Below are 11607 nucleotides of genomic sequence, written 5' to 3'. Positions count from 1 at the left end.
TCCCCGGCCCTTCCCCGCCCCTTCTCTGCGCACTGGAGCACCCCCGTGAGACGCCCGGCCCTGTCGACAGCCCTTCTCCTGCTGCTCGCGGGCTGCACATCGGCCCCCGGCGACGACGGGGCCGCCGAGCGCTGGCAGCCGCGGCCCGGCACCGGTTGGCAGTGGCAGCTCAGCGGCAGGCTCGACACCTCCGTCGACGTGCCGGTCTACGACATCGACGGCTTCGACCACGGCAAGGACGCGGTCGCCGACCTGCACGACGACGGCCGCAAGGTCATCTGCTACATCTCCACCGGCGCCTGGGAGGACTTCCGCCCCGACGCGGAGAAGTTCCCCGAGTCGGTGCTCGGCGAGGGCAACGGCTGGGAGGGCGAGCGGTGGCTGGACATCCGCGCGACGGACGTCCTGGAGCCGCTGATGGCCGAGCGCCTCGACATGTGCCGCGAGAAGGGCTTCGACGCCGTCGAACCGGACAACATGGACGGCTACAAGAACGACACCGGTTTCCCGCTCACCGGGGACGACCAGCTCCGCTACAACCGGCTGATCGCGAGGCTCGCCCACGACCGGGGCATGGCCGTCGGCCTCAAGAACGACCTCGACCAGATCCCCGACCTGGTCGACGACTTCGACTTCGCGGTCAACGAACAGTGCGCCCAGTACGGCGAGTGCGCCGACAACCAGCCGTTCATCGACGCGGACAAGGCGGTCTTCCACGTCGAGTACGAGCTGCCCACGGAGCGGTTCTGTGCCGAGTCCCGGGAGCTGGAGCTGAGTTCGATGCTGAAGAAGTACGAACTGGGGGTGTGGCGGGAGGCCTGCTGAGTCCCGGGGATTCTCCCGGTCCGTTCAGCCGAGGGCCAGGACGACGAGGGCCGTGGTGGCCGCCGCCTCCGCGACCCCGCCGAAGACGTCGCCGGTGACTCCGCCGAAACGGCGCACGCAGCGCCGCAGCAGGAGTTCGGCGACGGTGACGGCGCACACGACGGCGAGCGCCGTCCGGAGTGCGTCGTACGCCCCCAGGTACGCGCCCGCCGCCGCGCCGGCCAGCGTGACGGCCGCGGCCGCGGCCAGCGCGCCGCCCGTCGGCACCACCCCGGCGACCGCCGCGCCCAGGCCCTCCGGGCGGGCGGCGGGGACCCCCGACCGGGCCGCGAGTGTGAGCGCCAGCCGGGCGGCCGCCGCCGAGACCACGGCCGCGACGGCGCCCCGCGCCCAGGAGCCGTCGTAGGCCTGCGCGAGGGCGGCCACCTGCGCGAAGAGCACGAACACCAGGGTGAGGACGCCGAACGGGCCGATGTCCGACTGCTTCATGATCCGCAGGGCGTCGGCGGCGGGCTTCCCGCTGCCCAGCCCGTCCGCGGTGTCGGCCAGGCCATCGAGGTGCAGACCGCGGGTGAGCACGGCGGGCACGGCGGCGGTGGCGACGGCGGCGAGCAGGCTGCCGGCGCCCAGGAACAGCAGCACGAGCCCGGTGACCGCGGCGGCCGCGCCGACGGCCAGGCCCACCAGCGGCGCGCACAGCATGCCGCCACGCGCCGCGTCCCGGTCCCAGCGGGTCACCGCGACCGGGATCACGGTGAGGGTGCCGAAGGCGAAACGGAGACCGTCGCGGAGGGCGGAGTCGGATCCGGAGGCGGAAGGAGGGGTCCTGGGCACCGGCGCAGACTACCCGGCGGCCGGCAGGGCGCCTGCGCCCCCCGGGGACGACGTGTGCCTGCAGAAGAGTGAGGTCAGCGGACGCCGCCCTAGCCGGCCGGGGCCGGCTCCTCCCGGCCGTCGAAGCCCTCCGGCAACTCCGCCGCCAGCGACGCCGCAGCCTGCACCAGTGGCAGGGCCAGCAGTCCGCCCGCGCCCTCGCCCACCTTCACCCCGTGGGACAGCAGCGGCTCCAGGGCCATCCGGTCCAGCGCCTTGGCCTGTCCGGGCTCCCCGCTGTCGTGCGACGCCAGCCACCAGTCCGGTGCCCGGAACGCCACCCGCTGCCCGACCAGCGCGCACGCCGCCGTCACCACGCCGTCCAGGACCACCGGCATCTTCCGCACCGCGCTCTGCAGCAGGAAGCCCGTCATGGCGGTGAGGTCGGCCCCGCCCACCGTGGCGAGGAGCCGCAACTGGTCGCCGAGGACCGGCCGCGCCCGGCGCAGCCCGTCGCGGATCGCCGCGCACTTGCGCATCCACGCCAGGTCGTCGATCGGCAGCCCGCCCCGCCCGGTGACGACCGACGCGTCCGTGCCGCACAGCGCCGCGACCAGCACGCCCGCCGCCGTCGTCCCGCCCACGCTCACGTCGCCGAGCACCACCAGGTCCGTGCCCGAGTCGGCCTCCTCGTCGGCCACCGCCACCCCGGCACGGAAGGCGGCCTCCGCCTCCTCGAGGGTCAGCGCGTCCTCGATGTCGATGCGTCCGCCGCCGCGCCGTACCCGGTGCCCCGCCACCTTGGCCGGCAGGGTCTCCGGGTCGCAGTCCAGGGCCATGTCGACGACGCGCACCGGTACGCCCAGGCGCCGGGCGAGCACGGAAACCGGCCGGGCGCCCTCCAGCACCTCGCGGACCAGCTCGGCCGCGCCGCCCGCGGGCCGTGCCGAGACGCCCAGCTCCGCCACCTTGTGGTCGCCGGCGAAGAGCACCGCGCGCGGCTTCCCGACCGGCCGCACGGGCACGGCGGACTGCGCCGCGGCCAGCCACTCGCCCAGCTCGTCCAGGCGCCCCAGCGCCCCCGGCGGAACGGCCTGGCGCTCCCGGCGCGCCTCCGCGTCGCGGCGTACCCCGCCGTCGGGGCGCTCGATCAGGTCGGTGAAGTCGTCGAGATTCAGCGAGCTCATTCGCCGAACAGTACCGGCCCTGCTCGAACGGTACGGCGGGCCCGTCGACACCGCGCCCGAGCGGCGTCGTTGCGCTCCGGATCGTGATCACCTACGTAACGTTTTGCCTGGATTGTCGTACGTCTTTCCGCGTACGGCCTCGTCTCGCGTCGGGAGCCGCCCATGTCCGCACCACCCGTTCCCCCGGTGCCTCCCCTTCCCGGGTACGAACCCTCCCGCGCGGACTGCCCCTGGTGCGGTTCACGGCGGTTGCGCACCCGGCCGCGGCGCGGGGAGCCGGGACCGGGCGTGCCCGGACGGGCCGTCCTGGAGCGGTGTGCTGACTGCCGGCACCGGTTCTGGAACCCGCCGCCCGCGGAGGAACGCGGACACCGCGTACTCCGCGCCGGGGTCCGGCTCAGACACCGGCTGGCCGCCCGGGCGCTGTCGCGCCACTGCTCCGGGCCCGAGAGCTGGCTGGACGTCGGTACCGGCGACGCCGACTTCCCGCACACCGCCCGCGCGTACTTCCCGTACACCTCCTTCGACGGCCTGGACGCCACCCCTCGCGTCCTGCGCGCGCGTGCCGCCGAGCGCGTCGAGGAGGCGTACGTCGGCCGGCTGACGGACCCGCACATCGCGGCCCGGCTGCGGGCCCGCTACGACGTCGTCAGCCTCTTCCAGCACCTGGAGCGACTCCCGGACCCCCGTGCCGGACTGCGGGCCGCGGTGTCCGTGCTGCGTCCCGGCGGCCACCTCCTCGTGGACGTGGCCGACCCGCGCCGTCTGTTTCCCGCGCATGCTGTGGGGCTGGGCGCCGAGCTCGTGGCGCAGGGCTGCACGGTCCTCACCGGCGACCGCTCCCACCGCGTCGTCGCGCGCAAGGAGGCGTCAGCCCCGTAGCACCAGGGCCTGGCCCGCGACCACGAGCAGCACCTGCTCGCACTCGGCCGCGAACGCCGCGTTCAGACGGCCGAGTTCGTCGCGGTAGCGCCGGCCGGACGCCGTGGCCGGGACGATGCCCGAGCCGACCTCGTTCGACACCGCCACCAGTGTGCGGCGGGTGGCGCGGACCGCCTCCGTCAGCTCCCGCACCCGGTCCCGCAGCGCCCGTTCGCCGCCGTCGGCCCACTCCGCGTCGTCCCACGCCCCGACCGCGTCCATCGCGTCCGTCAGCCACAGGGACAGGCAGTCGACGAGGAGGGGCGGGCCCTCGTCCCTCAGCAGGGGGACCAGGTCGCAGGTCTCGGCGGTGCGCCACGACCCGGGGCGCCGTTCCCGGTGCGCGCAGACCCGGGCCTCCCACTCCGTGTCGCCGTTGCGGGAGCCTCCCGTGGCCACGTAGAGGACGCCGGGGAAGGACTCCAGGCGGCGTTCCGCCTCCACCGACTTGCCCGACCGGGCACCGCCCAGGACCAGGGTGCGCCGCGGTACGTCGGGCACGTCCTCGTAGGCGCCCACCGTCAGCGTCGTGCCGTCCGGCACCGCCCGGGCGCCGGCCGCCGCGAGCCGCCGGGCCAGCTCCGGGCCCGGCGGCACGTCGTGGCCCAGGTGGACGGCGACGACGTCCGTCGTGGGGCCCGCCGCGCCCACCGCCCGCAGCCGCGCCAGCGCGTCCGGCCGTCCGACGACGTCCGCGAGGATCAGGTCGTACGGCTGTACGGGTTCCTCCAGGCCGGCCGGGGAACCGCCCGGCGGCAGGTAGAGGAGCCGGGCGCCGTCCGGGCCCGTCACCGCGTACCCGGTACCCGGCGCGTCCAGCGCCACCGCCCGTACCCGGTGCCCGGTCAGCAGCGCCAGCTCCCGCCCGTCCGGCACCCGCCCCGGCTGCGGCAGCCCGGCCGGCACCTCCACGGCCGGGCCGTCGTGCGGGTGGGAGAGCAGCACCTGCCGTACGCCGGTCAGGGAGTGCCCGGCCCGCGCCGCGGCGAACGCCGCCCCGGGCGTCAGGTCGAGCAGCAGCGCCCCGTCCACCAGCAGCGCGGTCGCCGCGCGCGCGTGTTCGCCCTGTGCCGCGGCACAGGCCGCGCAGGGGCAGTCGGGGCGGGGGAGTCCCGCGGGGGCACCGGTGCCGAGCAGTGTCACGTCCACGCACCGATTTTCCCCGGTCGCCCGGCGACATGCGCGCCCGAGTCCCCCAAGAGCAGCGTTCCCCTCACCCGGGCCTGCTACGGCGTGTCCGGCTCAGCGCATAGGCTGCGGGCGGAGGCCGGATTCAAGATCCGGCTTCCGCTCTGCATGTGCCGACACCTGGGAGGCGTACATGGCGGCATGGACGTGGCGGTTCGAGACGGCCGACGGGACGGAGGTCCGCCCCGCGGTGCAGCCCGAGGAGTTCACCACGCAGGGGGACGCCGAGTCGTGGGTCGGGGAGTACTGGAAGGAGCTCAAGGAGGGCGGCACCGACCAGGTGCGGCTCTTCGAGGACGCGACCGAGATCTACGGTCCGATGAGCCTGCACGCCGAGGAGTCCGAGGCGGCGGCCGAGGCGGAGTCCGAGGCCTGAGGGGCCGGGCGGGCGGGGGCGGCGGCGCCCCCGTCACTGCTCGGCCAGCGTCACCTCGGCGGTGTGCTCGTCGCCGTTGCGGGTGTACGTCACCTTCGTCCGGTCGCCGGGCCGCATCGGCGCCAGCGCCTCGGCCAGCGAGGTGATCGTGGTGATGTCCGTGCCGCCCAGCTTCACGACGACGTCCCCGGACCGCAGTCCCGCGTCGTCGGCGGCGCCGCCCTCGCTCACCTCGACGACGGCCGCCCCCGCGGGCCGGTAGCCGTCGTCGACGACCGTGCGGGCGGTGATGCCCAGCGCGGCCCGCCCCGAGTCGGTGACCCGGCCGTCCTTCACGATCTGCCCGGCCACCGTCGTCACCATCGACGCCGGGATCGCGAAGCCGATGCCGGGTGCCGCGCTGTCGCCGAGGCCCGGGTCGGTGGCCGCCAGCGTCGGGATGCCGATCACCTGCCCGTCCAGGTTCACCAGGGCGCCGCCGCTGTTGCCGGGGTTGATGGCCGCGGACGTCTGCACCATGTTGGCGATCGTCGCGCCCGTCCCGCCGCCGCTGCTGCCCTCCGTGACGGTCCGCCCGGTCGCCGAGACGATGCCCTGCGTCACGCTGGAGGACAGGCCGAGCGGCGAGCCCATCGCCAGCACGATCTGCCCGACCTCCACCTTCGCCGAGTCCGCGAAGCGGGCCGTCTTCATGCCCTCGGGCACCTTGTCGAGCTTGACGACCGCCAGGTCCTGCTCGGGATACGACGAGACGAGCTTCGCGCCCACGGCGCCCTCCGTGCGGGCGGTCGTCACCCGGAAGGACCTGCCGTCCCCGACGACGTGCGCGTTGGTGACGACGTGCCCCTTGTCGTCGAACACCACCCCCGACCCCAGTGAGTCGCCCGCCTGGATCTGCACCACCGACGGCAGCACGTCCTTGATCACCCGCTCGTAGTCGGCCTGCAGGTCGCTCGCCGCGCGCGGTGCCGCCGCCTGCGCCGTGCCGCCCTCCCGGGTCCCGCGGCCACCGGCGTCGGAGCAGCCCGCCACGAGGAGCAGGCAGCAGGTCAGCGCGGTCACCGGGCCGAGCATCCGGGGGACGGCAGCGGCGGTACGGGGCGCACGGGCACGGGAAGCGTCCATGCCCCGAGTCTCGACGCGGCCCGCGGCTGCGGCTCGCGCTGGACACCCGAACGGGCGAAGAGGGCGGGGGCGAGCCTCGCTAACCCCGTACGCCGCACAGGTGCAGCAGTGCCGCGATGCCGCGGTACGGATCCGTGCGGCCCGCCCGCTCCTCGGCGGCCAGCAGGGTGTCGAGGTGGTCGGGCGGCGCGGCTCCCTCGGGTGCGGTGTCCGTGAAGACCCGTACGCCGTACCAGGTGTGCAGCGGGGCGCCGATGCCCGCGAGCTTCGCCGTCAGCGTCGTCAGCCGGTCCGCGCGCACGTCTGCGCCCAGACCGTCGCGGTACGTGGTGGTGTCGAAGGCGGCCAGCGCGCCGGACCAGTCGCCGTGCAGACCGGGGCGCATCGCGAGCGCGTCGGCGTTGCGCACCAGGAGGGACAGCAGCCCGCCCGGTGCCAGCATCCGGGCCAGGCCCGCGAGCAGCGGGTCGGCTTCCTCGACGTACATGAGCACGCCGTGGCACAGCACCACGTCGAAGCTGCCCGGAAGGAAGTGCACGCCGGTGTCCCGGCCGTCGCCCTCGACGATCCGCATCCGCTCCCGGATGCCCTCCGGCTGCCCGGCCAGGGCCTCGCGCGCGGCGGCGATCATCGTCGTGTCCCGCTCCACGCCGGTCACCCGGTGCCCGGCCCGGGCCAGCCGCAGCGCCTGGGTCCCGCGGCCCATCCCCACGTCGAGCACCCGCAGCCGCCTGCCCACCGCGAAGCGCCCGGCCATCTGCTCGTCCAGCTGCCGGGCCACCAGCTCCTGCCGTACGACGTCCCGAAGCCCGGACAGCCCCGCTGTCCAGGCCTCGGCCGCGCCCTCGGTGAACGGCGTCGTGCTCAGGGCCGCTCCCCGCGCTTGACCTGGGGCTTGGGCAGCCGCAGCCGGCGCATCTGGAGCGAGCGCATCAGCGCGTAGGCGACCGCGCCGCGCCGCCGCTCGTCCGGGAAGCGCTCGGCGAGCCGCTTCTTCAGGCGGAAGCCGCTGACGATCGAGTCCAGCACGATCAGCACGATCACGAACAGCCACAGCAGCAGCGCGACGTTCTGCAGCGAGGCCACCCGGATCATGCTCAGCACGAGGATGATCACGGCCATCGGCAGGAAGTACTCCGCGATGTTGAACCGCGAGTCGATGAAGTCGCGCGCGAACCGGCGCACCGGCCCCTTGTCGCGGGCCGGCAGGTACCGCTCGTCGCCCTTGGCCAGCGCCTCGCGCTGCCGCGCCATCGCGGTGCGGCGCTCCTCGCGCTGCCGCTTGGCCGCGTCCTTGCGCGTCATCGGCGTATTGGCGACGCTGCGGCGCTGGGACTGGGCCACACTGCGCTTCGGCGTGGGCCTGCCCTTGGGGGCCTGCGGGTCGCGGGGCTGCTTGGAGTCGGTCACCTGCGCGCTGACGGCGCTCTGGGCCTTCTCATCCTTGGCACGGCTACGGAACACAAAACCCAAGGGTACGGGGTCCCGGGGTGTGGACCCCAGCCCGGTGGGGAACGATCCCGCAACGCCGGTCGTCTGTAAAAGGACAGAGCAGACGTTATCCGCGCGGTGTACGGCCTCGGGCACCGGTGCATTCCGGACACCCCGGGGAGCACCTACTCCCTACGCCGGACCGGGAGCGTACGCAGTCGTCCTTGGGGATGAGCGCATCCGTCCCCGAACAGTGCGGTAATGGAGTCAGGGCCCGTACTGTGGGTTCTGTTGCAGAGCTTGAGCCGGAGTCGGTCAGAAGGGGGCGCGCGAAGCCCATGAGCGGTGTCATGAAGCGTATGGGGATGATCTTCCGCGCGAAGGCCAACAAGGCCCTTGACCGGGCCGAGGACCCGCGCGAGACCCTCGATTACTCGTACCAGAAACAGCTGGAGCTGCTGCAGAAGGTGCGCCGCGGCGTCGCCGACGTGGCGACCAGCCGCAAGCGCCTCGAGCTGCAGCTCAACCAGCTCCAGTCCCAGTCGGGCAAGCTGGAGGACCAGGGCCGCAAGGCGCTGGCGCTGGGCCGCGAGGACCTCGCCCGCGAGGCGCTCTCCCGCCGCGCCGCCCTCCAGCAGCAGGTCACCGACCTGGAGACGCAGCACGCCACGCTCCAGGGCGAGGAGGAGAAGCTCACCCTCGCGGCCCAGCGGCTCCAGGCCAAGGTCGACGCCTTCCGTACGAAGAAGGAGACCATCAAGGCCACCTACACGGCGGCCCAGGCGCAGACCCGCATCGGCGAGGCGTTCTCCGGCATCTCCGAGGAGATGGGCGACGTCGGCATGGCGATCCAGCGGGCCGAGGACAAGACCGCCCAGCTCCAGGCCCGGGCCGGTGCCATCGACGAGCTGCTCGCCTCCGGCGCCCTCGACGACCAGTCCGGCATGCACAAGGACGACATCCAGGCCGAGCTGGACCGGCTCTCCGGTGGTACGGATGTAGAGCTGGAGCTGCAGCGCATGAAGGCCGAGCTGTCCGGGGGCGGCACCCCGGACCGGCAGGCCATCGAGGGCGGCCAGGAGCAGGGCCAGGGCCAGGCGCGGCCCCAGCAGCAGCCGCAGGACACTCCGCGGTTCGACAAGCAGTAGCTCCACTGCCGAGCAGTAGCTCCACGCCAAGCAGTAGCTCCACGCCTAGGAGGGCGACATGATCGTACGGATCATGGGGGAGGGACAGCTGACGCTGTCCGACGGCCGGCTCGCCGAGCTGGACAAGCTGGACGACGAACTCCTCGCGGAGATGGAGAACGGCGACGGGCCGGGCTTCCGCGCGACCCTCCAGGCCCTCCTGGCCAAGGTCCGCGAACTGGGCGAGCCGCTCCCCGAGGACGCCCTGGAGCCCTCGGACCTCATCCTCCCGGCCCCGGACGCCACCCTGGAGGAGGTCAGGGAGCTGCTCAGCGACGACGGGCTCATTCCGGGCGGCGCGTGAGTCCCGACGGCCGGGGCGCCTCCCCTCCCGGGCGGCGCCACCCGAGGAGCGGTCACCCGGCCTGTCCGGCGCCCGAGGACGAGGCCGTCCGGGCCGAAGCGGGGGGCCGGACTCAGGGGGCGCAGCTCGCGGGATCGGCGCCCGCTGAATCCGGGCCCACTGAAAAGCGACGCCCACTCCGGCTACCGTAAAGCGGCGTGAGCACCCTCGCCCGCGCCCGCTGCACCCTCGGCGCCCACCCCTCCGCGCTGGACACCGCCCTCGCCGCGGCCGTCCTGGTGTGCATGCTCGCGGGCTCCTTCGTGGACCCGCACGGACCCGAAGGCGTCAACTGGGACCTGCGCACCCCCGACGCGCTGAGCCTGGCCCTGATGGCCGTCGGCGCCGCCGCCCTCGCCTTCCGCCGCCGGGAGCCGATGACGGTGCTCGCCGTCACCGGCTGCGTCTCCGTCGTCGAGAGCGTCACCGGCGAACCCCGCGCCCCGGTTGTCATGTCCGCCGTTGTCGCGCTCTTCACCGTCGCCGCCTCCACCGACCGCCCCACCACCTGGCGGGTCGGCCTGCTGACCATGACCGTGCTCACCGGCGCCGCCATGCTGGCCGGCCCGCTGCCCTGGTACGCGCAGGAGAACCTCGCCGTCTTCGCCTGGACCGGCATCGGCGCCACCGCCGGGGACGCCGTCCGCAGCCGCCGGGCCTTCGTGCAGGCCATCCGCGACCGGGCCGAGAAGGCCGAACGCACCCGCGAGGAGGAGGCGCGCCGCCGCGTCGCCGAGGAAAGGCTGCGCATCGCCCGCGACCTGCACGACGTGGTCGCCCACCACATCGCCCTCGTCAACGTCCAGGCCGGAGTGGCCTCCCACGTCATGGACAAGCGGCCCGACCAGGCCAAGGAGGCCCTCGCCCACGTACGGCAGGCCAGCCGCAGCGCCCTCGACGAACTGCGGGCCACCGTCGGCCTGCTGCGCCAGTCCGGCGACCCGGAGGCGCCGACCGAGCCCGCTCCCGGCCTCGCCCGCCTCGACGAACTCGTGGGCACCTTCCACCACGCCGGGCTGCACGTCGAGGTGGCCCGCGCCGACCAGGGCACCGAACTGCCCGCCGCCGTCGACCTGGCCGCGTACCGCATCATCCAGGAGGCCCTGACCAACGTCCGCAAGCACGCGGGGGAGCAGGCCAGGGCCGAGGTCAGCGTCGTGCGGGTGGGGCCGAACGTCGAGGTGACCGTGCTCGACGACGGCACCGGCGAGGGCGCCCCGGACGGCGCTCCCGCCGACGGCGGCGGCCACGGTCTGCTCGGCATGCGCGAGCGGGTCACCGCCGTGCGCGGCACCCTCACCACCGGTCCCCGCTACGGAGGCGGTTTCCGGGTCCATGCGATCCTTCCGGTCAGAAGCCGCACCGACGCCGCCGACGCCGTGGAGAGCCCAGTATGACGATCCGTGTCCTGCTCGCCGACGACCAGGCGTTGCTGCGCAGCGCCTTCAGGGTGCTCGTCGACTCCGAGCCCGACATGGAGGTGGTGGGCGAGGCGTCCGACGGCGCGGAGGCGGCCCGGCTGGCCGCCGAACGGCGGGCCGACGTGGTGCTGATGGACATCCGGATGCCCGGCACGGACGGTCTCGCCGCCACCCGCCTGATCAGCGCCGACCCGGCCCTCGCCCAGGTCCGCGTGGTCATACTGACCACCTTCGAGGTCGACGACTACGTGGTGCAGTCGCTGCGCGCCGGCGCCTCCGGCTTCCTCGGCAAGGGCTCCGAGCCCGACGAACTCCTCAGCGCCATCCGCGTCGCGGCCGGCGGCGAGGCGCTGCTGTCGCCGACCGCCACCAAGGGTTTGATCGCCCGCTTCCTCGCCCAGGAGGGCACGGCGGACCAGGAGCGCGACCCCGCCCGCGCCGAGCGGCTGCAGTCGCTGACCGGGCGCGAGCGCGAGGTGCTGGTGCAGGTGGCCGGCGGGCACTCCAACGACGAGATCGCCGAACGCCTGGAGGTCAGCCCGCTCACCGTGAAGACCCACGTGAACCGGGCCATGGCCAAGCTGGGCGCCCGCGACCGCGCCCAACTGGTCGTCATCGCGTACGAGTCGGGGTTGGTCCGTCCAAGGGTGGAGTGACTCCTCCCCGCGTGTACTGCGGCGGCAGTAGGCACCGGACGAGGAAATGGACCTGGGGCCTAGGGAACCGGGGCCGGCCATGGCTCAGGGTGTTGGAGTGGGCGCTCACCTGTTCGCCCGCGCCCGGCGCTGCC

Annotated in this window: 13 protein-coding genes; 7 read left to right on the top strand and 6 right to left on the bottom strand. The window is 74.3% G+C overall.

All coding sequences use genetic code 11. The features are described from left to right. The first annotated feature begins 45 nt into the window (after positions 1 to 45). Positions 46 to 825, top strand: coding sequence for an endo alpha-1,4 polygalactosaminidase (locus HZS56_RS27660; RefSeq protein WP_216723514.1), 780 nt, complete (start codon positions 46 to 48; stop codon positions 823 to 825). 24 nt (positions 826 to 849) lie between these two features. Here HZS56_RS27660 and HZS56_RS27655 read toward each other — a convergent pair whose 3' ends face one another. Next, positions 850 to 1659, bottom strand: coding sequence for an adenosylcobinamide-GDP ribazoletransferase (locus tag HZS56_RS27655; protein WP_216723509.1), 810 nt, complete (start codon positions 1657 to 1659; stop codon positions 850 to 852). Positions 1660 to 1748: 89 nt separating this feature from the next. After that, a complete protein-coding gene (gene cobT / locus HZS56_RS27650; RefSeq protein WP_216723508.1) occupies positions 1749 to 2825 on the bottom strand; it encodes a nicotinate-nucleotide--dimethylbenzimidazole phosphoribosyltransferase in 1077 nt (358 codons plus the stop codon). A gap of 288 nt (positions 2826 to 3113) precedes the next feature. Here cobT and HZS56_RS27645 point away from each other — a divergent pair, with 288 nt between their 5' ends. After that, the gene (locus tag HZS56_RS27645; protein WP_308408174.1) at positions 3114 to 3707 is read left to right on the top strand and encodes a class I SAM-dependent methyltransferase; all 594 of its coding nucleotides are present in this window, start codon (positions 3114 to 3116) and stop codon (positions 3705 to 3707) included. Here HZS56_RS27645 and HZS56_RS27640 read toward each other — a convergent pair. After that, a complete protein-coding gene (locus HZS56_RS27640) occupies positions 3696 to 4895 on the bottom strand; it encodes a bifunctional adenosylcobinamide kinase/adenosylcobinamide-phosphate guanylyltransferase (RefSeq protein ID WP_216723506.1) in 1200 nt (399 codons plus the stop codon). The genes HZS56_RS27645 and HZS56_RS27640 overlap by 12 nt on opposite strands. 172 nt (positions 4896 to 5067) lie before the next feature. Between HZS56_RS27640 and HZS56_RS27635 the strand changes: the two genes are divergently transcribed. Beyond that, the gene (locus HZS56_RS27635; protein ID WP_216723505.1) at positions 5068 to 5310 is read left to right on the top strand and encodes a hypothetical protein; all 243 of its coding nucleotides are present in this window, start codon (positions 5068 to 5070) and stop codon (positions 5308 to 5310) included. Positions 5311 to 5343: 33 nt separating this feature from the next. On the opposite strand, the gene HZS56_RS27630 is transcribed toward HZS56_RS27635, so the two are convergent. From HZS56_RS27630 to HZS56_RS27620, 3 genes are all read right to left on the bottom strand, one after another. Further along, a complete protein-coding gene (locus HZS56_RS27630; protein WP_216723504.1) occupies positions 5344 to 6435 on the bottom strand; it encodes a S1C family serine protease in 1092 nt (363 codons plus the stop codon). A 79-nt stretch (positions 6436 to 6514) separates the two neighbouring features. Then, positions 6515 to 7216, bottom strand: a complete 702-nt coding sequence (locus tag HZS56_RS27625) for a class I SAM-dependent methyltransferase (protein ID WP_216723503.1) — start codon at positions 7214 to 7216, stop codon at positions 6515 to 6517. An 83-nt stretch (positions 7217 to 7299) separates the two neighbouring features. Continuing rightward, on the bottom strand, positions 7300 to 7938 hold the full coding sequence (locus HZS56_RS27620) for a DUF3043 domain-containing protein (RefSeq protein WP_216723513.1): 639 nt from the start codon (positions 7936 to 7938) through the stop codon (positions 7300 to 7302). A gap of 287 nt (positions 7939 to 8225) precedes the next feature. On the opposite strand from HZS56_RS27620, the gene HZS56_RS27615 reads away from it, so the two are divergent. From HZS56_RS27615 to HZS56_RS27600, 4 genes are all read left to right on the top strand, one after another. Continuing rightward, a complete protein-coding gene (locus HZS56_RS27615; RefSeq protein WP_216723512.1) occupies positions 8226 to 9014 on the top strand; it encodes a PspA/IM30 family protein in 789 nt (262 codons plus the stop codon). Between the two features lie 58 nt (positions 9015 to 9072). After that, positions 9073 to 9357: a PspA-associated protein PspAA gene (gene pspAA / locus HZS56_RS27610; RefSeq protein WP_216723502.1), complete on the top strand. Its 285-nt coding sequence runs from the start codon at positions 9073 to 9075 to the stop codon at positions 9355 to 9357. A 197-nt stretch (positions 9358 to 9554) separates the two neighbouring features. Continuing rightward, positions 9555 to 10793, top strand: coding sequence for a sensor histidine kinase (locus HZS56_RS27605; RefSeq protein WP_216723501.1), 1239 nt, complete (start codon positions 9555 to 9557; stop codon positions 10791 to 10793). Next, complete coding sequence (locus tag HZS56_RS27600) at positions 10790 to 11473, top strand: response regulator (RefSeq protein WP_216723500.1); 684 nt, start codon at positions 10790 to 10792, stop codon at positions 11471 to 11473. The genes HZS56_RS27605 and HZS56_RS27600 overlap by 4 nt, the downstream gene beginning before the upstream one ends. Positions 11474 to 11607 lie beyond the last annotated feature (134 nt).

Source organism: Streptomyces mayonensis (assembly GCF_018982965.1).
GTDB lineage: Bacteria > Actinomycetota > Actinomycetes > Streptomycetales > Streptomycetaceae > Streptomyces > Streptomyces mayonensis.
Note: the sequence above shows the minus strand (reverse complement) of the source record. Positions and strands in the feature narration are given on the sequence as shown.